The 21,920-nt window shown below is 71.2% G+C and carries 22 protein-coding genes; 10 read left to right on the top strand and 12 right to left on the bottom strand.

Going from position 1 to position 21,920, the window contains the following annotated elements; translation table 11 throughout:
• A partial coding sequence (locus VGN50_RS12980) for a TCP-1/cpn60 chaperonin family protein (RefSeq protein ID WP_327445231.1) occupies nt 1-414 on the top strand: 414 nt, incomplete at its 5' end.
• 77 nt (nt 415-491) lie between these two features.
• Here the strand turns inward: VGN50_RS12980 and VGN50_RS12975 are convergent.
• Entirely contained in the window at nt 492-782 is a 291-nt protein-coding gene (locus VGN50_RS12975; RefSeq protein WP_327445230.1) for a WXG100 family type VII secretion target, read from the bottom strand.
• A gap of 123 nt (nt 783-905) precedes the next feature.
• On the opposite strand from VGN50_RS12975, the gene VGN50_RS12970 reads away from it, so the two are divergent.
• Together VGN50_RS12970 and VGN50_RS12965 are read left to right on the top strand one after the other, a co-directional pair.
• Nucleotides 906-1,688, top strand: a complete 783-nt coding sequence (locus tag VGN50_RS12970; protein WP_327445229.1) for a DUF4031 domain-containing protein — start codon at nt 906-908, stop codon at nt 1,686-1,688.
• Nucleotides 1,685-2,197, top strand: coding sequence for an NUDIX hydrolase (locus VGN50_RS12965; RefSeq protein WP_327445228.1), 513 nt, complete (start codon nt 1,685-1,687; stop codon nt 2,195-2,197). The genes VGN50_RS12970 and VGN50_RS12965 overlap by 4 nt, the downstream gene beginning before the upstream one ends.
• A 27-nt stretch (nt 2,198-2,224) precedes the next feature.
• Here VGN50_RS12965 and VGN50_RS12960 read toward each other — a convergent pair whose 3' ends face one another.
• The 8 genes from VGN50_RS12960 to VGN50_RS12925 form a co-directional block, all read right to left on the bottom strand.
• Entirely contained in the window at nt 2,225-2,560 is a 336-nt protein-coding gene (locus VGN50_RS12960) for a LysR family transcriptional regulator (RefSeq protein ID WP_327445227.1), read from the bottom strand.
• A 185-nt stretch (nt 2,561-2,745) separates the two neighbouring features.
• The gene (locus VGN50_RS12955; protein WP_327445226.1) at nt 2,746-3,399 is read right to left on the bottom strand and encodes a hypothetical protein; all 654 of its coding nucleotides are present in this window, start codon (nt 3,397-3,399) and stop codon (nt 2,746-2,748) included.
• 97 nt (nt 3,400-3,496) lie between these two features.
• Nucleotides 3,497-5,536: an AAA family ATPase gene (locus VGN50_RS12950; RefSeq protein WP_327445225.1), complete on the bottom strand. Its 2,040-nt coding sequence runs from the start codon at nt 5,534-5,536 to the stop codon at nt 3,497-3,499.
• A 106-nt stretch (nt 5,537-5,642) separates the two neighbouring features.
• Entirely contained in the window at nt 5,643-7,034 is a 1,392-nt protein-coding gene (locus tag VGN50_RS12945) for a S1C family serine protease (protein WP_327445224.1), read from the bottom strand.
• Nucleotides 7,035-7,083: 49 nt separating this feature from the next.
• Nucleotides 7,084-8,583, bottom strand: a complete 1,500-nt coding sequence (locus tag VGN50_RS12940) for a HAMP domain-containing sensor histidine kinase (RefSeq protein WP_327445222.1) — start codon at nt 8,581-8,583, stop codon at nt 7,084-7,086.
• Between the two features lie 2 nt (nt 8,584-8,585).
• Nucleotides 8,586-9,293: a response regulator transcription factor gene (locus VGN50_RS12935; protein ID WP_327445221.1), complete on the bottom strand. Its 708-nt coding sequence runs from the start codon at nt 9,291-9,293 to the stop codon at nt 8,586-8,588.
• 63 nt (nt 9,294-9,356) lie between these two features.
• Nucleotides 9,357-11,006 carry a DNA repair helicase XPB gene (locus tag VGN50_RS12930; RefSeq protein WP_327445220.1) on the bottom strand — a complete coding sequence of 550 codons (1,650 nt, stop codon included), beginning with the start codon at nt 11,004-11,006 and terminating at the stop codon, nt 9,357-9,359.
• A complete protein-coding gene (locus VGN50_RS12925) occupies nt 11,007-11,792 on the bottom strand; it encodes a hypothetical protein (protein WP_327445219.1) in 786 nt (261 codons plus the stop codon).
• Between the two features lie 90 nt (nt 11,793-11,882).
• Between VGN50_RS12925 and VGN50_RS12920 the strand changes: the two genes are divergently transcribed.
• Nucleotides 11,883-12,827 carry a hydroxymethylglutaryl-CoA lyase gene (locus VGN50_RS12920; protein ID WP_327445218.1) on the top strand — a complete coding sequence of 315 codons (945 nt, stop codon included), beginning with the start codon at nt 11,883-11,885 and terminating at the stop codon, nt 12,825-12,827.
• 31 nt (nt 12,828-12,858) lie between these two features.
• Here the strand turns inward: VGN50_RS12920 and VGN50_RS12915 are convergent, their stop codons facing one another.
• Nucleotides 12,859-15,129, bottom strand: coding sequence for a helicase-associated domain-containing protein (locus VGN50_RS12915; protein ID WP_327445217.1), 2,271 nt, complete (start codon nt 15,127-15,129; stop codon nt 12,859-12,861).
• A gap of 99 nt (nt 15,130-15,228) precedes the next feature.
• Between VGN50_RS12915 and VGN50_RS12910 the strand changes: the two genes are divergently transcribed.
• Complete coding sequence (locus VGN50_RS12910) at nt 15,229-15,999, top strand: hypothetical protein (RefSeq protein ID WP_327445216.1); 771 nt, start codon at nt 15,229-15,231, stop codon at nt 15,997-15,999.
• Nucleotides 15,996-16,913 carry an aldose 1-epimerase family protein gene (locus VGN50_RS12905; protein WP_327445215.1) on the top strand — a complete coding sequence of 306 codons (918 nt, stop codon included), beginning with the start codon at nt 15,996-15,998 and terminating at the stop codon, nt 16,911-16,913. Before VGN50_RS12910 ends, VGN50_RS12905 begins: the two co-directional genes overlap by 4 nt.
• Here the strand turns inward: VGN50_RS12905 and VGN50_RS12900 are convergent.
• Nucleotides 16,868-18,199 carry an MFS transporter gene (locus VGN50_RS12900; protein ID WP_327445214.1) on the bottom strand — a complete coding sequence of 444 codons (1,332 nt, stop codon included), beginning with the start codon at nt 18,197-18,199 and terminating at the stop codon, nt 16,868-16,870. The two genes, VGN50_RS12905 and VGN50_RS12900, sit on opposite strands and share 46 nt — an antisense overlap.
• 172 nt (nt 18,200-18,371) lie before the next feature.
• Between VGN50_RS12900 and VGN50_RS12895 the strand changes: the two genes are divergently transcribed.
• Both VGN50_RS12895 and VGN50_RS12890 read left to right on the top strand, forming a co-directional pair.
• Nucleotides 18,372-18,767 (top strand): cold shock domain-containing protein, encoded by a 396-nt coding sequence (locus VGN50_RS12895; protein WP_327445213.1) that lies wholly within the window; start codon nt 18,372-18,374, stop codon nt 18,765-18,767.
• Nucleotides 18,767-19,504, top strand: a complete 738-nt coding sequence (locus VGN50_RS12890; protein ID WP_327445212.1) for a DUF3027 domain-containing protein — start codon at nt 18,767-18,769, stop codon at nt 19,502-19,504. Before VGN50_RS12895 ends, VGN50_RS12890 begins: the two co-directional genes overlap by 1 nt.
• 70 nt (nt 19,505-19,574) lie before the next feature.
• Here the strand turns inward: VGN50_RS12890 and VGN50_RS12885 are convergent, their stop codons facing one another.
• Nucleotides 19,575-19,835, bottom strand: a complete 261-nt coding sequence (locus tag VGN50_RS12885; RefSeq protein ID WP_327445211.1) for a DUF2530 domain-containing protein — start codon at nt 19,833-19,835, stop codon at nt 19,575-19,577.
• Between the two features lie 232 nt (nt 19,836-20,067).
• On the opposite strand from VGN50_RS12885, the gene VGN50_RS12880 reads away from it, so the two are divergent.
• Nucleotides 20,068-20,439 (top strand): MarR family winged helix-turn-helix transcriptional regulator, encoded by a 372-nt coding sequence (locus VGN50_RS12880; protein WP_327445210.1) that lies wholly within the window; start codon nt 20,068-20,070, stop codon nt 20,437-20,439.
• Nucleotides 20,436-21,734, top strand: coding sequence for an MFS transporter (locus VGN50_RS12875; protein WP_327445209.1), 1,299 nt, complete (start codon nt 20,436-20,438; stop codon nt 21,732-21,734). The genes VGN50_RS12880 and VGN50_RS12875 overlap by 4 nt, the downstream gene beginning before the upstream one ends.
• Nucleotides 21,735-21,920: the final 186 nt, after the last annotated feature.

Genomic DNA, 21,920 nt, shown 5'->3' with positions numbered 1-21,920 from the left:
GTCGAGGAGGGCATCGTCGCCGGTGGTGGCGTGGCCCTGCTGCAGGCCACCAAGGCTGCGTTCGAGAAGCTCGAGCTCGAGGGCGACGAGGCGACCGGTGCGAACATCGTGCGCGTCGCTGCCTCGGCTCCGCTGAAGCAGATCGCGATCAACGCCGGCCTCGAGGGCGGCGTCGTGACTGAGAAGGTCAGCACGCTGGACGCCGGCTGGGGCCTCAACGCGGCCACGGGCGAGTACGTCGACCTCATCGCCGCGGGCATCATCGACCCGGCCAAGGTCACGCGTTCGGCGCTGCAGAACGCCGCGTCGATCGCCGCGCTGTTCCTCACCACCGAGGCCGTCATCGCCGACAAGCCCGAGAAGGCTGCGCCGATGGCTCCCGGTGGCGACGAGATGGGCGGCATGGGGTTCTGACCCCAGCAACCCGGCATACGCCATAGCCGAGGGCGGCTCACCGAAAGGTGAGCCGCCCTCGGTCGCGTGTGTGGGGCCTAGCTGAACATGCGTAGGTTCTGGGCCTCGGTCTCCGCGTAGTGGGCGCCCGCGGCACTCAAGACCCTGCTGATGGAGTCGAGTGACCCGCGGACCTGTCGCTGCGTCGAGTGCCACTCGCTGACCAAGGCCTGGAAGCGGGCCGCCGCCGTGCCGGTCCAGGCGTCCTGGAGGCCCTGGAGCCGCGCCATCATCGCGCTGACCTGTGCCTCGATCTCACTGGAGATGCGGGCGATGTCGCCCGAGGCCGCACTGATGCGTTGCGGGTCGACCTGGAACTGCGAAGACATGATGTGCTCCCTCTCGCCGGCGGGGCCCCCGTGACTCCCGCTCCTGTGACGACCGTAGGCGCTCGGCCGCCTGGCTCCGCGGGTTATCCACAGCAGCGCCGGCCAGGCAGTAGCGTCGGGCAGGTGACCATCTGGATCGACCCGCCGGCGTGGCCGGCGCACGGGCGGTTGTGGTCGCATCTGATCAGTGACAGCTCGTATGCCGAGCTGCACGACTTCGCTGCGGCGCAAGGGATTCCTCGCCGAGGGTTCGAAGGCGACCACTACGACGTGCCGCAGGAGCGGCATGCCGCGCTCGTGGCGGCCGGGGCTCAGCTCGTAGGGGGTCGTGAGCTGGCCCGGATCCTGCGGGACAGTGGGCTGCGGATCCAGAAGCGCACCCGCGAGCGGGTGGTGCAGTCGGTTCCGGCGGCCCCGTGGCTACCTCCGGGGTCGAGGGCTGACGTGATCGCGTCTCGCCTGGAGCGCGCGCCCGCCAACACGGTTCTGGTGCGTCTGGCGGTGCTTCGTGGTCGGAACCTGCTGGCGGTGGCGCGCTCCGACGGCGGGCTGGACCTGCCCTCGCGGACCGTTGGTGACGTGCAGGTCTCCGGCGCCCTCGCCCAGCTCCAGGAGTGTGTGCTCGGGGCCCCGGGGCGGGCGACGCCGCGGCTGCTTGGGTACGTCCGCAACACGGTGCCCAGCCCCGGGCCGGACTACCCATGGCCGGCTCCGCAGGCGTGCTTTGCCGTCTTCCTCGCCCGGGACCCGGCGAGGGGCCACCCGATCGACGCCGAGGACGAGCTGGAGGGCGAGGTGGTCGGGCAGCGCCTGGGGGCCAGGTGGCTGGCGCCGGACCGGGCCCGCGCGGCTCTGTCGGGGCTGCACTGGTGGCCCTTGCTCGCCGACGTCCTCGAGCCGCAATGAGTGGCCTGCTCGCCCGGCTCGAGGCCGTCGAGCTCGCCGACGCGTCGGTGGCCCACATTGAGCTGTGGCTCTCCGACCAGCCCGTGGAGGAGGAGTCGGTCTTTGCCGCCATGGTCGTCGTCGGTGACGCCGCCGGCCGGTTCGTGGCGGTATACAGCCCCCGGCGTGAGGAGTGGGGTTCTCCCGGGGGTTGGCGCGAGCGGGGGGAGTCCGTGGTGGAGTGTGCTCTGCGCGAGGTGGCTGAGGAGACGGGGCTGCGTCTGGCGCCCGGTGAGCTGAGGCCGGTCGGGTTCGAGAGGTTCGAACCGGTCTCGGCGGGCGGGCGGTGGCCTGCGCAAGGGGGCGCCCTCCAGCTGTTCAGAGCGGTGGTCGCGGGAGCTGGAGGGGACCTGCACGCCTCGGAGTCCGATGCCGTGGCGCCGGCCTGGGTCACCGCGGACCAGTTCGCGGCGCTCGCCGGAGGGCGCTTCTGGTGGCCGCTGGTGGCCCACGTCCTGCAGGGCGCGTGACCGAGGAGGCGGGGCGGCGGCCGCGGCTCACTCGCGAGGGTCTCCCCGGTCCTGGGGCCGCTCCTGGGGGCGGTCCTGGGGGCGGTCCTGGGCGTTCCGGGCCGACAACCTCAGGTCGCGGAACTCGGCGATGGCCTGGTTGACGTCACGCATCATGGCGACCGTCATGCGAGCGTAGGGCAGGAGCATCTGTCCCTCGCGCGTGAGCGTCATGCCGTTGCCACGGCGGCGGAACAGCACGCAGCCGAGCTCGCGCTCAAGGGTCTGGATCCGGTGGCTCAGCCCGGGCTGGGAGTACCCGAGCTGTTCGGCCGCTGTGGAGACGGAGCCTGCCTCGGCAACGGCCAGAAAGCCCTTCAACAAGTGCAGATCCAATGCGTCCCCCGGACTGTGTGGTTTGTCCCGCCCCAACAAAACAGCCGACCCGACGAGATGCAACGAGCTATGCGAACCTTGAATATCGGCTTGACTACCGACACTCCTGTGTGGTTAAGGAAAACCTGTGGATAGCGCCCTGATCATCGGGACAATCACGGGTCAATCACGCCTTATCGGGCCGTGAGCTCGTCCAGCTCGCGGGTGAGGTTGTGCCGGGCCCGGTCCTCCCAGCGACTCCGGGCCACCCCGGTGGCGAAGATGGACTCCCGGGCGAGCAGCGGCCGCAGGATGGCGGCCCGTCCCGTCCGGAAGGCGTCTGTCGGCACCGCGGCATACTCGCGCCGCACCTGTGCGGTGTACTCGGCGTAGCGCTGGGCAGGCGCCGACAGGATCCAGAGGTCGGCGTCGTGGAAGGCCGCCGACAGGGGGTCGCTCGGGAGCTCGTGCAGCTCAGATCCCAGCACGATGTCACGCACCGCCTCGACGTCGCGGCGCGCCAAGCCCAGGGCGGAGAGGTCGCGAACCGCGAGCGCTGCGCTGTCTGCCTCGTTGGTGCCGCCGGCCGCCGTGGTGTCGTAGACCGCGTCGTGGAACCACCCCGCGACTCTGGCCAGGGTCGCCTGCCGAGCGGTGATCTCGCGGGAGTGCTCGATATCCTCCAGGGCCCGCAACAGCTCCTCGAGGTGGCGGGCCGTGTGGTAGGCGCGGTGGGGCTCAGCGAGGCGTCGGAGCAGGTCCGAGCCGATGGCCGCGACGGTGTCGGGCGGCGCGCCGGGGATGACGTCGGCGATGTCGAGCGTCCACCGGGTGCGCAGCGTGGGCACCGGCCAAGTCTGGCAGACGTCACCGTCGGAGGGTTCGAGACGTCTACTTGTCGACCGGTCGAGGGGATGACGGGTCAGCTGGGCGGCGGCGAGCCCTTCACACCCGCGACCCGTCGCCCAGCGCTTCGCTCCTCGTCAGCTGTGCGGGCAGCGGTTCGGCATGCACGACGGTCAGAGCGGATACGGCTCGGGTGAGCACGACATAGAGGCGGCGCAGCCCGGTGCGCTCGTCAGGTTCGGCCGCCACGATCGCGGCCGGCTCGACGACGACCACTCGGTCGAACTCGAGGCCCTTGGCCACGGTCGCCGGCACGAGGTCGACCTGGTGGTCGATGTCGCCATGGTCCTGACCGAGGACTCCGTGCTCGACGCCCTGGGCGCTGAGGGCGGCTGACAGAGCGTCGACCAGGTCGTCCGGAGCGATGACGCCGACCGAGCCCGGCTCGGCCGCCTCCGACCCGACGACGGAGGCGGTCTTCGTCAGGACGTTCGCCGCCTCGACCTCCAGCACGTCGAGGCGGCCAGGGTTGTCGCGGACCGAGATGGGCGCTCCGAGCCCGGGCGCCACGGTCGGCAGCAGCTGGGCGGCGAACTCGATCACGCTCGCCGGCACTCGGAAGCCGCGGTCGAGCACCTCCACATGGCTCCCCGGCTTGCCGAGATGGGCCAGCGAGGTCTCCCACGAGTCAGTGGCCCACGGCGTGGTGCCCTGCGCGATGTCCCCCAGGACGGTGGCTGCGCCGGTCGAGCACCGCCGGCCCACGGCGCGCAGCTGCATGGGCGACAGGTCCTGCGCCTCGTCCAGCACGACATGTCCCAACGAGGGGGTCCGTGAGATGTGGTCGCCCAGCTCGTCGAGCAGGACGGCGTCGGCGAGCGACCATCGAGCCGCACCCTTGGCTCGCGGTGCCCGTTCCCACACGAGGAGCTCCTGCTCACGCGGCGTGAGCAGCCCGTCGGCGTGGCGGGCCAGCTCGGCTGGGTCGGAGAGCAGCCCGAAGAGGACGGCTCGCCCGTCCAACGATGGCCACAACGCCTGGGCGTACTTCTTCACGACCGAGGACCGCGCCACCTGGTCTTGCACCCGGTCGTCCGGCGAGTCGCCGGCCCGCTCCATCTGCAGGAGCACCGCATGTGCCAGACGTTGCGGCAGCATCTGGCGGGCGGCGTCGTACCGCACCCCTCTGGTCCGCAGCTCGTCGAGCAGCTCGTTGACCTCGTATGCCGGGACGCGCCACTTGCGCACGCCCCTCGGGACCACGAGGGGCTCGCTGGCCGGTCGCACCGCCGACCACACGGCACGCCGCAGGAGCTCGGCGAGCCTGGCATCGCCCTTGAGCACCGCGGTCTCGGTCGAGTCGACCCCTCGAACCGCGACGGACGCCACGAGCTCCTCCACGGTGGTGTGCCCCACCGCGACCTCTCCGAGAGCCGGGAGCACTGCGGCGATGTGCTCGAGGAACGCGCGGTTCGGGCCGATCACGAGCACGCCGGAGCGAGCCAGCCGGTCGCGGAACGCATAGAGCAGCCACGCGGCCCGGTGCAGACCGACGGCGGTCTTGCCGGTGCCAGGCGCGCCTTGGACGCAGATCGTCTGGTCGGCTCCCGCCCGAACGATCTCGTCCTGCTCGGGCTGGATGGTGGCGACGATGTCGCGCATCGGGCCGACGCGGGGGCGCTCGATCTCCTCGGCGAGGATGTGGCTTCGCACGTCGTGCTCGCGCCGGTCCTGGAGGTGCTCGTCCTCGTAGGCGGTGATCGCTCCCCGGTCGAGGCCGAACCGCCGCCGCAGCGTGACGCCCATGGGCTCGGCCCGCGACGCCCGGTAGAACGCCGTAGACATCTGGGCTCGCCAGTCGATGACCAGCGGGTCGCCGGCCGGGTCGGCGACGTGACGTCGGCCGATGTACCACCGCTCCGCCTGGTCGGTGTCGATCCGCCCGAAGAACAGCGTGGTCGAGGGGTCGTCCTGGAGCGATGCGGCGCGCAGGTGCAGGGTCCGAGCCAGATGCTCGGCCGAGATGGGGTCGTGCGCCTGCACTTTGAGCGAGAGTGTCTGCTCGCGCATGCGGGCCAGTCCGGCCCGCGCCCAGTCAAGGTAGTCCTGCTCTCGCTTCAGCTCGGGGGCGACAGACACAAGGGTCAACCTTGCCATCGACTGCCGCCCCCGTCGAACGGTTTGCGAGCCCTGGTTGCGAGCCCTGGTTGCGAGCCCTCGAGCCCTCGGCCCGGGGACTAGGCGGTCACTGGCTCGTCGCGGACTTGGCCACGAGGGTCGTCGTCAGGGTGAGCTGCTTGCCGGAGCGCAGGACCGTCAGGGTGACCTTGTCGCCCACGGCCCGCTCGCGGATGTTGGCGACCAGAGACAGGGACGAGTCGACCGGGTCATTGTCGACGCCGATGACCACGTCGCCGCGGCGCAGCCCCGCGTTGGCGGCCGGAGTCCCCGGGCTCACGCTGGTGACCTGGGCGCCGGCCCGCTGGCTGGAGCCGTCCGTGGCCTTGCCGTCCTGGAGGGTGACGCCGAGGAAGGCGTGCTGGGCGGTGCCCTTGTCGATGAGCTGGGTGGCGATGCTCTTGGCCTCGTTCACCGGGATCGCGAAGCCGATGCCGATGCTGCCGCTCTGGCTCGACCCGGAGGACCCGAGTGAGGCGATGGCCGAGTTGATGCCCACGAGCTGCCCGCTGGCATTGACGAGAGCGCCCCCAGAGTTGCCGGGGTTGATCGCGGCCGAGGTCTGGATGGCGTTGGTGACCACCGAGTCGCTGCCTGAGCCGGTCGACGAGCCGCCTCCGCCTCCGCCCTGACCGAACGGGTCGGTGGGCGCGGACTGGTCGGACGACTGGGTGGTGACCGGGCGGTTCAGGGCGCTGACGATGCCTGTGGTGACGGTGCCCGCCAACCCGAGCGGGTTGCCGATCGCCATGACGGGGTCGCCGACCTTGAGGTCGGTCGAGTTGCCGAACGCGACGGGCTTGAGGTCGCTGGGCGGGTTCTTCAGGGTGATGACGGCGAGGTCGGTGCTCGGGTCGGTGCCGGCGACCGTGGCCGTGTAGGCCCGGCCGTCGCGCAGGGTCACCGTGAGGGTGGCGCCCGATCCCACGCCGTCGACCACGTGGTTGTTCGTCAGCACGTGGCCCTTGGTGTCGATGACCACGCCGGATCCCTGGGCCGTCGCCTGGCTGGAGTCGACGGTGATCGAGACGACGCTGGGGGCGACGGCGGCCGCGGTAGCCGTCCAGTTGGGGTTGGTGGCGTTGGCCTGGACCACCGGGCCCGCGTCGGTGCCGCGACCCAGGGTGGAGCTCACAGCGGAGGATGTCTGCGAGCTGTCCAGCTGGGTCGCGGCATAGGTGCCACCACTCGCGAGAACGGCGGCGATCGCCGCGACGGCAGTGAGCTCCGTCCAACGGCGACGGTTGGCCGGCTGGGCAGGCTCTGCCCCGTCCCGAGTGGGAAAGGAAGGGGGCGGCCCAGCCGGTGGCTGGAAGACCGGCGGGTATGCCGGGTGCTCGCCGGAGGGCACGCCGCCGAAGGCGGGGTGCTGGGTCGGGAGCTCCTGCGTCGAGCCGAACCAGACGGGTGTGGTCGGCTCGTCCTGCTGGGACTCGGTCTCCGCGTGGGTCTGGGTCATGGCATTACTCCTTGTTCCGGCTTGGTGAGACCAGTCAAGCCGGTGAACGTCAAGGAGTTCTGGGCTGGGCCTGAGAGTTGGCTGTGGGCAGCTGTAGGACGAACGAGGCGCCCCCGCCAGGGGTCTGGCCGACCCCGATCCGCCCGTGGTGGGCGTTGACGATCGCCGCGACGATGGCGAGCCCGAGGCCGCTGCCACCACCCTGACCGCGCACCCGAGACGGGTCGGCGCGGTAGAACCGCTCGAAGACCTTGCGCGCCTTCTGCGGGTCGACGCCGGGGCCGTGGTCGCGGACCTCGAGCACCGCCAGTGAGGTGCCTTCCGTGAGCCGGGTGCCCACGGCGATCTCGACGGGTGTCCCCTCCGGGGTGTGGTTGAGCGCGTTCGACACGAGGTTGGCGACCACCTGTCGCAGCTTCGGCTCGTCACCGGCCGCGAGGGTCGGCATGACCGGCCCGTCGATGCCGACGACCGTGATCCTGCGATCCGGGGCGATGGCCCGGGCATCCTGGGCGGCTTCGGCCGCCACCAGCGTCAGGTCGACGGGGACGATGCTCAGGGGCCGCTGGTCGTCCAGACGCGCCAGGACGAGGAGGTCCTCGACGAGACCGCCCATGCGGGTCGCCTCGCCCTCGATGCGTGACATCGCGCTCGCGACGTCGACGGTGTCGCGGACGGCGCCTTGACGGTAGAGCTCGGCGTAGCCGCGGACCGCAGCCAGGGGAGTCCGCAGCTCGTGCGAGGCGTCGGCGACGAACTGGCGCATGCGCTCCTCGGAGGCCTCGCGGGCGGCGAACGACTGCTCGATCTGGGCGAGCATGACGTTGAGAGAACGCGACAGGGAGGTGACCTCGTCCTTGGCCGTGCGCGTGGGGATGCGGCGGGTCAGGTCACCGTCCGCGATGGCGGCTGCGGTGTCCTCGATCTGGCGCAGCGGGCGGAAGGCGCGATGGACGGCATACCAGCCGGCGGTGGCGCAGCCGACGAGCATGGTGAGGCCGATGAGCAGCTCGACGAGGACCAGCCGGCGCACGGTGCGGTCCACGCTCTGCAGGGGTACCGCGACGATGAACGTGGCGGAGAAGTCGCGGGTGCGGCCGGCGATGGCCCGCCAGTGGGTACTGTCGCCCTGCGAGCCGATGGTGAACGGCACGCCCGAGCGCACATGGGGGCTCGTCAGCGGCAAGGTGGCGGGAACGCCAGGGCGCAGCTGCTCGCCTGTCGGGTCGAGCTCGACCGGGTTGGAACCGTCAGCCGGATAGAAGACGACGGCGTAGCCGCTGGGCAGACGGGTCGCGCCCTGCTGGCGCACAAGCGTGTCGAGGGCTTGTTGGGCGACGCTGGGCCAGGCCCGCTGGAGGTCCTGGTCGACGCGGCTGACGAGGTCCTGGCGCATGAGGAAGGCCGTCGCGGACGCGGTCACCGTCAGGGCCGCCAGCAGCAGCACCACCATCACGGCGATCAGGCGCAGCCGCAGTGGGAGCGCCTCGAGGCGCCGGGTCACCGCCGTGATCGCCGACCCTCGCCCCGGTGCGGAGGTCGCGGTCACGCTCACGCCCCTGGCGGACGGCGCAGGACGTAGCCCACCCCGCGCTTGGTGTGGATCAGGGGCGGAACGCCGTCGACGTCGATCTTGCGTCTGAGGTAGGAGATGTAGGACTCGACGATGCCGCTCTCACCACGGAAGTCGTAGTCCCAGACGTGGTCGAGGATCTGGGTCTTCGACAGCACGCGGTTGGGGTTGAGCATGAGGTAGCGGAGCAGCTTGAACTCGGTGGGGGAGACGTCGATGGACCGGCCTCCGCGGAGCACTTCGTGGGAGTCCTCGTTCAGCTCGAGGTCCTCGAAACGCAGGGCCGCGCTGTCGTCCTTCTCGCCCCTGGTCCGCCGGAGCACCGCCCGGATGCGGGCGACGACCTCCTCGAGGCTGAAGGGCTTGGTGACGTAGTCGTCGCCTCCCACCGTGAGGCCCTTGATCTTGTCGTCCACCGAGTCCCTGGCGGTGACGAAGACGATCGGCAGTCGGCGCCCACTGTCGCGCAGCTTGCGGGTCACGGTGAACCCGTCCATGTCGGGGAGCATGACGTCGAGGACCAGCAGGTCCAGCTCGTTGGTGGTGGCCAGATGGAGCGCCGTCGCGCCGTCGGCGGCGACATGCACCTCGAAGCCGGCGAAGCGCAACGAGGTTGCCAGGAGCTCACGGATGTTCGGCTCATCCTCGACGACGAGGAGGCGCGCTTCGGGGAGGGCAGCGGTCACAACTCCATCTTCGGCGTCGACTCTGAGAGCCGCCTGTGTACCGCCTGGGAGTCTGCCCAGTCCTCAGTCGGTGGGAGCAGGAAGCTCGTCGGCGTCGACGATCCGGTAGGCGTAGCCCTGCTCGGCGAGGAAGCGCTGGCGATGGGCGGCGAACTCGGCGTCCACGGTGTCGCGGGAGACCACTGTGTAGAAGTGCGCCGTGCGGCCGTCGCCCTTGGGACGCAACACGCGACCGAGGCGCTGAGCCTCCTCCTGGCGTGACCCGAAAGTGCCCGAGACCTGGATCGCCACACTCGCCTCGGGGAGGTCGATCGAGAAGTTGGCCACCTTGGACACGACGAGCAGGTCGATCTCGCCGACCCGGAACGCCTGGAACAGCTTCTGGCGCTGGCCCACCGGCGTCTCGCCGGTGATGACCTCAGCGCCCAGGCGCTGGGCCAGCTCGTCGAGCTGGTCGAGGTACTGCCCGATGACGAGGGTCGGCTCGCCGCGGTGCCGGGCCACGATCCGCTCGACCACGGGGATCTTGACCGGGCTGCACGAGGACAGGCGGTAGCGGTCCTCCGGCTCGGACACGGCATACGCGAGGCGCTCGCTGTCGGGGAGGGTGACCCGCACCTCGACGCAGTCGGCCGGGGCGATGTAGCCCTGTGCCTCGATGTCCTTCCACGGAGCGTCGTAGCGCTTGGGACCGATCAGGGAGAAGACGTCGGCCTCGCGGCCGTCCTCGCGGACGAGGGTGGCAGTGAGCCCCAGTCGGCGGCGGGCCTGGAGGTCCGCGGTCATGCGAAAGATGGGGGCGGGGAGCAGGTGCACCTCGTCGTAGACGATGAGGCCCCAGTCGCGGGCGTCGAGCAGGTCGAGGTGGGTGTAGACGCCTTTGCGACGGGTGGTGAGCACCTGGTACGTCGCGATGGTGACGGGCCGGATCTCCTTGCGGGCGCCGGAGTACTCGCCGATCTCGTCGTCGGTCAGCGAGGTGCGCTTGAGCAGCTCGTCGCGCCACTGGCGGGCCGAGACGGTGTTGGTCACGAGGATCAGCGTCGTCGCCTTGGCCTGGGCCATCGCGCCGGCGCCCACCAGCGTCTTGCCGGCGCCGCAGGGCAGGACGACGACTCCGGACCCGCCGTGCCAGAAGCCGTCGACGGCCTGCTGCTGGTAGGGCCGCAGCGACCAGGTCGAGGTGTCGAGGTCGATGCGGTGGGCCTCGCCGTCGACGTAGCCGGCCTCGTCCTCGGCCGGCCAGCCGACCTTGAGCAGCTCTTGCTTGAGGTGGCCGCGCTCGGAGGGGTGCACGATGACGCGGTCGTCGTCGATCCGCTCACCGATGAGGGGCCTGATCTTCTTGTGCCGCAACACTTCTTCAAGGACCGGGCGATCGGTGGTGCGCAGGACCAGGCCGTGGTCCGGGTCCTTCTCGAGGGTCAGCCGTCCATAGCGGTCCATGGTGTCGGCGACGTCGACGAGCAGGGCGTGCGGGACGGCATAACGGCTGTGGGTGATGAGGGCGTTGACGACCTGCTCGGCGTCATGCCCCGCGGCTCGCGCGTTCCACAACCCCAGCGGCGTGACCCGGTACGTGTGGATGTGCTCGGGCGCGCGCTCCAGCTCGGCGAAGGGAGCGATGGCCCGGCGTGCCTCCTCGGCGCGCGGGTGGTCGACCTCGAGCAGGAGCGTCTTGTCGCTTTGGACGATCAGGGGGCCGTCGGGCACCTAGGCCCCCGAGCTGAAGTTGTTGTTGGTACTGAACGACGTCAGGAGGGCGCCGAGCAGGACGAACGCGAGGATGGCGAGCACGAAGCACACCACCAGGGCGATCCAACCCCAGCGGGTCAGGCTGGCAGAGGTCGACGGCTCGTCCTTGCGGGCTGCGGCGATGATGCCGAGGATCAGGGCCGGGATGCCCCAGCCGCCGAACAGGGTGCCGAGTCCGGAGACGACCAACAGGGCGATGGTGGCGCCGCTCATCGGGCGCGAGGGAGCGTAGGGGCCGGGATAGCCCGGGGCGCCGCCGTAGCCGGGACCGTAACCGGGGCTGCCATAGCCAGGGCCGCCATAGCCAGGGGCGCCATAGCCAGGGCCGCCCTGACCGGGTCGGCCGTAGCCGGGGGCGGAGCCGTAGCCAGGTGCGCCGTAGCCGCTGGCCGCTTGGGGTGGCGGCGGGTAAGGAGCGCCGTACGGAGGCTGGGGACCTGCGCCGGCCGGTGGCCCGGCATACGGGCTGCGCGGAGCACCCTCGGCGGGGGAGGCGAACGGGTTCTGCGGCGGGTTCGTGGGGGGTGCGCCGTATGCCGGTGCGCCCTGGCCCGGGGAGGCCTGGCGTGGGAAGCCCTCGCCTGGGGAGCCGTAGGCGGGCGCGCCGGGGGCCGGCGCGCCCGGAGGAGGCCCCGGTGGGGGGACCTCGGCGGCCGAGGGGACCGACTGGGTGCGCGAGGTGTCGATGGGCGTGGTCTCACCACTGGCCTCGAGCTCATCGTCGTTGCGCGGCGTCTCGCTCATCGCTGTCCTTCCCTCGGCCGGATGATCCCGCCAATCTAGCTCGGGGCGCAGAGTTGGGGGACCGCGACCAGCCAATGGCAGGATCAGGGGGTGAGCACCGGCCTTCCCCAGCGTGAGCCCGACCCGCAGCTACCGGCCCGGGTGACCATCTACGAGGTCGGTCCTCGGGACGGTCTGCAGAACGAGAAGACCGTGGTCCCCACGGCGGTGAAGGCCGAGTTCATCCGCCGGCTCGCGGCTGCGGGTCTCGAGACCATCGAGACCACGTCGTTCGTGCCGCCGAGCTGGGTGCCGCAGCTGGCTGATGCCTCCGAGCTGCTCGCCGAGCTCCGGGAGGTCGGGCGGGGTCCGCAGCGGCCGGTCCTGGTGCCGAACGAGCGGGGTCTCGACAGCGCGCTCGCGGCGGGGGTCGGGGCGGTGGCCATCTTCGGCAGTGCGACCGAGACCTTCGCGCGCAAGAACCTCAACCGGACGGTGGCCGAGTCGATCGACATGTTCGCGCCCGTCGTCCACCGTGCCAAGACGGCCGGGCTATGGGTGCGCGCGTACGTGTCGATGTGCTTCGGCGACCCGTGGGAGGGGCCCGTGCCTGTCGAGCAGGTCGTCGACGTGGCGGTGCGGCTCATGGACCTCGGCGCGGACCAGCTCTCGCTCGGCGACACGATCGGCGTGGGCACGACGGGGCATGTCAGCCGCCTGCTGGAGGCGCTGGACGCGCGCGGGGTGGGCGTGGAGCGGATCGGCGTGCACTTCCACGACACTTACGGCCAGGCGCTCGCCAACACGATGACCGCGCTACGTCACGGGGTCCGCGTCGTCGACGCCTCGACCGGCGGGCTGGGTGGCTGCCCCTATGCCAAGAGCGCCACCGGCAACCTCGCCACCGAGGACCTGGTGTGGGCGCTCGACGGGGCCGGGGTGCACACGGGCGTCGACCTCGCTGCCCTGGTCGAGACCAGCGTGTGGATGGCCGGGCAGCTGGGCCGGCCGTCGCCGTCGCGCGTCGTCAGGGCGCTCGCCGGATCTGCGGGCTGATCCAGGTCTCCCCGAAGCCCGTGCCGCTGAGTCAGCTCGGTGCAGCGCCGGTCACGCGGTGGATCGACAACGTGCGCGGGATGCCGTCGGAGGTGCCGTGCACCCGCCCTCCCTCGACGCGGTCGGGAGCGAACAGGAACCGCTCCACGCGCCCGCCCGCGTCGGAGTAGCCGACCCAGACGGACTGCCGGTCGGCGGCCGCCTCGCGCAGGACGGCGAGTGTCGTGGTCGGGTCGGTGCTCGCCAGGGAGGGTCCGGGACGGCGCGCCAGCTCCTCCCGTTGGTATGCCGCCGACTCCTCGCCGGCACGGAGGGAAGCAACCAGTGTGGTCACCAGCTCGTCGTCCACGGTGTGGGAACGGACCGGTGTGGTGCGCCGCTGCAAGGGGGTGCGGTGACGTCCTGCGGCGGGGACCACGACCCCGCCGTCCGGAGTCTCGGCGGCGGGGGCGAACCCGTGCTCTCGCAGGAACTCGAGCACGGTCTCGCCGGCGACCGGGGAGACGAGGACTGTGGGCGCGATGCTGCGCAGCTGCAGCGGAGAGAGGGCGCGCTCGGCCAGCATGGCGCCCAGGGTCGTCGCGTCGTCGCAGCGGATGTAGGCCCGAGCGGCTCCCACCCTTGCCTGCCCGTGGCGTCGCGCGACGTCTCGGACGAGGTAGTCCAATGGCTGGGGGATGGGAGTCTGGCTGGCGTCGCCCAGTGCTGCGAGGACCTGGTCGACCGACCAGCCGGCGTCGAGTGCACGCCGCACGGTGTCTGGCGCGAACCGGTACACCGTGGCCCCACCACGCGACTCGATGTCCGCCACCAGCCGCAGGAAGGTCGCCAGTCCGCCCTCCAGGGGGCCGGGCGCGATCGCGGTCAGGTCGGCCTGGAGCAGGATGTGCGCGATCGGCTCGGGGAGGTGGGGGTGCATCGCCTCGGCCAGGGCTGCTTCGTCGCCGCCGGCGAGGAGGGCGCGACCAGCCGTTGACAGGGCGCCTCGGCCGAGGATGCCGAGCCACTGTGCCTCGCGGTGGAGGGCCTCGACGACCGTCTCCAGGCGCTGCGGAGTGCGCCGGGGGCGATGCCAGCGCAGCGCCTCCGAGAGGTCTGCGGCAGTGACGGCCGTCCACGCAGGGGCGTCGGCGAGCAGCTCGAGGGCGTCGTGGCGCAGGACCCTGACCGGCGGCCAATGGGCATCCGGACCCAGCGCGTTGACCGTGCCAGAGACCCCGGCTGGTGTGGTGCCGACCAAGTGGGCGGCCCTGGTACTGGCTAACCAGGCCTGAGCCAGCACCGCCCACCGAGCGGCGCCGGGCTGTTGAGCCCACTCGTCGTAGGCGGGGGTCGGCGCCCAGGATGGCTCGAGGGCCCCGTCGTCGGCGAGCAGGCCCGCGGCATACGAGATCTCCGCGACGAAGGCGGCGCGGGAGCGGTCGACATCGAGGACGGTCGACAGGCGGGTGAGGTCGCGGACGGCAAGGCCTCCGGTGCGCAGCACGCGCGGCGGTCGCAGACCCCAGTCCGCGGCGAGCTCGTCGACGAGGGCGAGCAGGTCGGAGACCTCCTGGCCGGCGGCCGAGTCCACGGTGGACGCGTCTCGCTCGGTGCCGGTGAGGGCAGGGGCGGTCAGCGTGGCGCGGGCATGGCTCAGACCCCCGCGCAGGGCCAGCGCGACCTCTCGCGGCAGCGCCAGCTGTTCGCCGGTGGGAGAGACCAGGTGGTGCTCGACCAGCCACCGGGCGCCCTCGGCCACCCGGTCCGGGGTGCCCAGCGCGAGGACCGCGAAGGGAGGGCCCCAGGCGAGACGGTCCAGGATCGCGCGAGCGGCCGCCGGTGCGGTGTCGAGCAGGGACAGCAGCGTCTCCTGGTCCGGCAGCGCCAGCTGCAGGTCGGCTGCCCGAGGGCCCAACCCGGCGGCGTTCGGGAGCACCTCTGCCACGGTGCGGACCACCCGCAGGCCCTCGGGGCTGCGCCAGAGCAGGGCCAGGGTCCAGAGGTCGTCGAGAAGGTCCTCCACCAGTGCCTGGTCGGCGCCGAGCAGGGCGGCGACGTCGGTGACCGCCAGCGGTGAGTCCGCCACCGTCGCGGCCTCGAGCACCTGCAGGTGGGCCAGGTCAAGGCCGTCCACCGCACGTTGCACGCTGGCCCGAGTGGTCGCTCGGGCGGCGAGCGAGGACAGGTCGGAGGGCGCGGGGCGGGCCAGGTCCTGGCGGCGCCGCACGAGGTCGTGGAGCTGCTCGTCACTGCGCCCACGGATGTCGTCGGCGATCGAGCGGGTCGCGCCGGTGACGGCGTGACGAAGGGAGGGGGTCACCGCACCACGGTAGTGCCCCCGGTCTCGGCAGATTCTCAGCGTAGGTACACCCGGCCCACAGCGTCCTCATTCATAGTGGGTGTCGACGAAGGAGGCATCATGTCCGAGCCAGTCCTGCCAGGGGGCACGTCGCAGTCGGGCGCCGAGCCGACCAGGCCCATCCCGCCCGTACCGCCCACCGGCCCGTCCTCCGGGGCGCCCACGGGTCCCTCCTACGGGGCGCCAGCCAGCCCACCAGCTGGTCCACCCGCAGGACCGCCGTACGGGTCTCCCGCCGGGCCGCCGCCGCGCCCGCCCAAGGGGCCCGGCCTGTTCCGGCAGGCGACGTCGACCACCGGTGGCCTCGTCGCGCTCATCGTGGCGGGATGCCTCGCCGTCCTCCTCGTGCTCGGCCTCATCGGCGCCGGTCTGTTCGTCGGGTCTCGGGTGTTGGGTTTCCACAACCAGATCCGCGTCGCCCAGGCCGAGCCGCCCTTCGGACGTCAGCTCGCGCCCGGGCAGCGAAAGCGCCTGATGGGTGTTCAGCCCGGGCCAGGGGCGGGGGCCAACGGCAACGGACCTGGGAACGGCAGGGGGTTGCGATCCCTTCTGGGGGCCGGCGCAGGTCTGGGGATGGTGCAGCACGGTGACTTCACGGTTCAGAGCGCCAATGGAACCCCCACCGCGATGACGCTGCAGCGCGGCACGGTGACCGCCGCGAGTGGCACCTCGGTCACGGTGAAGAGCTCCGACGGCTTCACCGCCACCTATGCCGTGGACTCCAGCACCCGCGGCAGGGCCACCAACCTCGCGAAAGGTGACACGGTGCTCGTCATCGCGCAGAAGGCCGGGGCCAAAGCGGTCCTGATCCGCGCGGTCGCCGCCCCGTGAGAGCCGTCAGCGGCGAGCAGTGGTCGATCCGCAAGGGGTCGGCCACGGCGACGGTCGTGGAGCTCGGTGGCGGTCTGCGTACCTACACCGTGGACGGTGTCGACATCGTGGCCGGCTACGGTCCCGACGAGGTCGCCAGGTTCGGTCGCGGCCAGCAGCTGATGCCATGGCCCAACCGCATCCGGGACGGCCGGTACTCCTTTGCCGGCAAGCAGTACCAGCTGCCGCTGACCGAACCCGCGCTGGGGAACGCCAGCCACGGGCTCGTGCGATGGCTGCCCTGGCGACTCCTGAGCCATGACGACTCGTCCCTGCGCGTCGGCGCGACGCTGTTTCCGCAACCGGGTTGGGACGGGCTGCTCGAGCTCGAGCTGACCTATGCCCTGGGCGACGAGGGCCTGAAGGTCACCCCGTTGGCGACCAACCGCGGCGCGGCCACTGTGCCGTTCGGCTACGGCGCGCATCCCTATGTCGCCCTCGGGGACACCCCGCTCGCGCAGGTGGTCCTCCATGCGCCAGCTCAGCAGGAGATGCTCGTGGATGACCGGAAGCTGCCAACCGGCAGCGCGGAGGTTCGTCCGGAGCACGACTTCCGCACGCCGCGCGAGCTGGGCACGGTGAGCCTGGACACGGCATACACGCAGGTGGACCTGGACGCGGCAGGCCGGTGGGAGGTGACCCTTGCCTCGCTGAAGGACCGACCGTCGGTGACCGTCTGGGGCGACGAGGCCTTCCCCTGGTTCCAGGTGTTCACGGACAAGGGGGCCGACTCGGGCGTGGATGGCGCGCGAGGGATCGCCGTGGAGCCCATGAGCTGCCCTGCGGACGCCTTCAACTCCGGGGTGGACCTGCTCCACCTGGAGCCTGGTCAGTCGTGGACGGGCACCTGGGGTATCCGCCCCGTCACTGGCTGAAGCCCGTTCACCTCCGGGGTGATCTGTCGCTCGACCACCCGGGCGAGCAGCGCCATCGCTGCGCAGCCCACCACGATCATCACGACGAAGGCCGTGGACCACTGATGGCTCAGCAGGAGCCCGGCGACCACGGGGCCGAGGATCGTGCCGGCCTGGAACGCACCGGCGTTGACCGCGTTGTAGCGGCCGCGCAGGTGGTCGGGGGCCAGGTCGTTGGTGATGGCCGGGATGGTGGGCTGCAGCAGGGTCTCGCCCAGGGCGAACAGACCGTGGAAGGTCAGGACGCCGGCCGCGGCCAGCATGGTGCCCGGCGTGAGGCCGGTGAGCCCGAGGAGCAGCCACGCGGTGGCCCACAGGGCGGCCATGACCACCAGCGCGCGGGTGCGTCGGTGGCCACTGATGCGCCGCAGCACGAAGAACTGGAGGCCGACGATCACGGCGGTGTTCACCGCGAAGGCGAAGCCCACCACGGAGGTCGACACCTGGCTGACCTGGCGGGCGAAGGCCGGGAAGCCCGCCTCCATCTGGCCGTAGCCGACGAAGGTGCCCAGGAAGGTCAGCACAGTCATCCAGACGACGGCCGGGTCGCGCAGGATCGCCAGGTAGGAGCCGGCCATCGCGTCACTGTCATGCGGGCGCTCGGCTCGCCCGTGGACGTGTCGCAGGGGGCCAAGCAGCAGCACGATCGGCACCAGCATGCTGGCTGCGTTGGCGAGGAAGATGACGGTGAAGGTCTCGGGCCGGTGCACGTTGGCATAAGCCCCGCCCACGACTCCGCCCAGGCCGATGCCCAGGTTGACGAGCGCGAAGTTGACGCCGAAGTACTGCTGGCGCGCGGGGCCGGTCACGATCGCAGCGACGAGGGCGTTGAAGGCCGGCCACGAGACCCCGAAGTTGATGCCCATGAGCAGGAACGCGAAAGCCACGACGGTCGGTGTCGTCGCGAAGGCGAGCACGGCCAGCCCGAGCACCTCGGCCGCGGTGCAGCCCAGCAGCATCACGCGCGCCCCCAGCCGGTCGGTCAGTGCCCCGGCCGGCCCCGTGACAGCCAGGGCGACCACGGCGATGAAGGCCATCAGCAGGCCGGCCAGGTCGAGCGAGATGTGACGGACCTCGTGGAGGTAGATCACCGTGAACGGCAGCGTCAGGCCGCGCCCGAGGGTCTGCACGGCCACCGTCGACAGCAGCCATCGGCCCTCGGTCGACAGCTCGCTCCAGAACCCGCGCATGCTGTGGCCCGACCCCGTCTCGGGCGCCAGGGTCTCGGGGCTCGCCGTTTCGCTCACCCTGAGATCCTGCCGCACGCCACCGACAGCTCCCCACCGGTTTTCGCGCGGGGCCGTGCCCTCGCGGCATACGACAAAGGATTTGGCGCCACGCGTTAGCCTTGCGGGAGCGCACAAGGCGCACCCCAACGTTTCGAGACCGATGGTCTCTCATTCACGGCAGAGGTGGACAGTGCCCACTGGCAAGGTCAAGTGGTATGACGCGGAGAAGGGCTTCGGCTTCATCTCCGACGACGATGGCGGCGACGTGTTCCTGCACGCGAACGCGCTGCCCGAGGGGGTCGGCACGCTCAAGGGCGGGACGCGGGTGGAGTTCAGCGTCGCCGAGGGTCGCCGGGGCACCCAGGCGCTGCAGCTGACCCTGTTGGAGCCTGCACCCTCGGTCGCCGCAGGCAAGCGTGAGGCGACCCGCAAGCCACCCGAGGACCTCGCGCCCCTGGTCGAGGACGCCATCAAGCTGCTCGACAACGCCTCCAACTCGCTTCGGCGCGGCCGCCGCCTCGACAAGGACCACGGTGCCAAGCTCGCCCAGGTCCTGCGCTTCCTGGCCGACCAGCTGGAGCCGTGATGGCGACCCCCAAGGAGGATGCCGTCCTGGCTGCCGCCGTGGATGTCGCCCGTGAAGGCGCGGCCTTGGTCGCCGAGCCCGGCACGGTCGGCGACCACCTCGGCATGATCATGGACGACGAGCGGCTGGCCACGCACTACTTCGCCTGCACCGCCGCGGCATACCCGGGCTGGCGTTGGGCGATCACGCTCGCGCGGGTGCCGCGAGGCAAGGTCGCGACCATCTGCGAGACCAACCTCGTCCCCGGGGAGGGTGCGCTGCTCGCGCCCGAGTGGCTCCCGTATGCCGAGCGGCTCGCGCCCGGCGACGTGGGCGCGGGCGACGTGCTGCCGTACAAGGAGGACGACCCGCTCCTCGAGGCGGGCTTCGAGGCCACGGGCGACGAGGAGGTCGACGAGCTCGCCACGTTCGAGCTGGGTCTGGGCCGCAAGCGCGTGCTCTCGGCCGAGGGTCGCGAGGCTGCCGCCCAGCGGTGGTACGAAGGCGAGAGCGGCCCGCACTCCGAGGTCGCCGAGAAGGCGCCTGCACCCTGCTCCACCTGCGGCTACTTCCTGCCGATGGCGGGTGCATTGCGCTCTTTTTTCGGCGTGTGCGCCAACGCCTGGTCACCCAGCGACGGTCGCGTCGTGAGTCTTGACCACGGCTGCGGCGCCCACTCCGAGATCGACGTCGAGCCGGCGCCCCCGGTGATGGTCGGCGAGCCGCTCGTCGACGAGGTCGCGTACGACGTGGTCTGAGCTCGGCGGCCGTGCGGGCTGTCGCGCGGCGTTGCTCGTCTCGGACTGTCCCGCCTCGCGGGCGTATCCGCTATCCCGCGTCGTGCGCGTTCCCGCGCCCGCGGCGCACGTAGCTGTAGCCGAAGAGGCCTAGGGCCACTCCGCCCACACAGGTCCACGGCCACCAGTCCCGCGGCCCCTGGTGGAGCGTCGGCACCACCAGGGTGACGACCAGCGCCACCAGCCAGGCGGCGATGCCGCCCACGATGACCTGACCGGTGCTCACCACGGCGGCGTGCGGCCCGAGGTCGGGCGCGACCTGGGCGGGCTCGACCGGCTCGGAGTCGCTCATGCCGCCATCCTAAGCGCCGCCACCAGGCGGATGTGGGCCTGCGCGCGCCGACATCGGGGAAGGGCGGCTTCTGGCCTTCGAAATACTTAGCACGGGTAATGAGTTACGCTAAGTATCGAAGAAGGAGCAGCCGTTGAACCCAGTGCCCCATCGCACCACCCGGCGAGGCTCGGATGCGGGGTTGTCGCCCTCTGCAGTGTCCGCCCTCGCAGGTGAGCTCCGACTCGCCTGCATGCGCATCTCCCGGCGCGTCCGGTTCGAGAGCACGGATGCCGTGGCACCGCACCAGTACTCCGTCCTCGTGCGCCTCGAGGGCACCCCACGAACTCCCGGCGAGCTCGCCGAGATCGAGCGCGTCAGTGCCCCGAGCATGACCCGCACCGTCAGCGGGCTGGTCGAGCGCGGCCTCGTGGAGCGCACGGACGACCCCGCCGACCGCCGCCAGGTGATCCTCTCGCTGACGCCTGAAGGCGTGGCCCTGCTCAGGGACAACAAGCGCCGTCGCGACGCCTGGATGTCCGTGCGCGTCGCCCACCTGAGCCGCGAGGAGCAGGACATCCTGCGCCAGGCCGCCACCATCCTCACCAAGGTGGCTGCCGAATGAGCCCTACGTTCTCCTCGCTCAGCATCCGCAACTACCGCATCTATGCCACCGGAGCGTTCGTCTCCAACATCGGCACCTGGATGGGTCGGGTGGCACAGGACTGGCTCGTCCTCACCGAGCTGACCCGGCACTCGTCCACGGCTCTCGGCATCGTCACCGGGCTGCAGTTCCTGCCGTTCCTGCTGCTGGCCCCCTGGGCGGGCATGATCGCGGACCGCTACCCCAAGCGCGTCATCCTGGCCATCACACAGACCGCTCTCGCGCTCTCGTCCCTCGTTCTCGGCGTGCTCGCCGTGACCGGGACTGCTCAGCTCTGGATGGTCTACGGCGTCGCGCTCTTCACCGGGCTGGCGACCGCCGTCGACAACCCGGCTCGGCAGACGTTCGTGTCCGAGCTGGTCTCGCGCGACCGGCTGGCCAACGCAGTCTCGCTCAACAGCGCGTCGTTCAATGCCGGGCGGCTCATCGGGCCCGGTCTGGCCGGACTGACGATCGCCGCCTTCGGCACGGGCTGGACGCTGCTGCTCAACACTGCGACGTTCGTCGCCGTAATGGTCGCCCTGGCTGCCATCCGCACGAGCGACCTGCTGCCCGCGCCGGTTCTCGGGCGTCGGCAGGGAGCCATCAAGGAGGGCGTGCGCTACGTCCGCACCAGGCCCGATATCCAGCTCGTCATGGCACTGGTCTTCGTGCTCGGGACGTTCGGCATGAACTTCCAGATCACCACCGCGCTCATGGCCACCCAGGTGTTCGGCAAGGGTCCGCAGGAGTACGGCCTCCTCGGCTCGATCATGGCGATCGGGTCGCTGTCGGCAGCGCTCATGTCCGCTCGCCGAGCCCGGCCTCGGCTGCGGGTCCTGCTCGTCGCCATGCTGGGCTTCACCGTCTCGAGCGGTCTTGCGGCGCTGGCCCCGACCTACGCGCTGTTCGCGTTGGCGCTGGTCCCCGTCGGCCTGTCCGCGCTCACGGCTCTCACGACGGCCAACGCCATGGTGCAGCTCAGCGTCGACCCGGCTATGCGAGGACGGGTCATGGCGCTCTACATGGCGATCTTCATGGGCGGGACGCCGCTGGGCGCGCCGCTCATCGGCTGGATCGGCCAGGTGTGGGGAGCGCGCTGGACCATCGGGATCGGCACCGTGGCAGTCGGGCTCATGCTCATCGGCACGGCGTTCTGGATGACCAGGCGTGAGAATGTCCAGGTGAGCTATGAGTCGCGGCGGCGCCCGCGGATCAGGATCCGCACGGTGCCTGCCCAGACGGTCTCCGAGCCGGTGCCGGAGGCCGTCCGATGACCCCGGTCTTCCGCCGGCGCGTCACCATCGCGGTGCTGGTCATCGTGGTCGCCGTGGCGGTCGTGGCGAGCATCCTGCACTGAGACTGAAGGCGCCGTGGACGCACGCGTCGACTCACTGCACAGGTATGCCGAAGGCCCACCAGGAGGAGTGCTGGTGGGCCTTCGTGGTAGCCAGGGGCGGGGG

This window comes from Pedococcus sp. (assembly GCF_036000045.1).
GTDB lineage: Bacteria > Actinomycetota > Actinomycetes > Actinomycetales > Dermatophilaceae > Pedococcus.
Note: the sequence above shows the minus strand (reverse complement) of the source record. Positions and strands in the feature narration are given on the sequence as shown.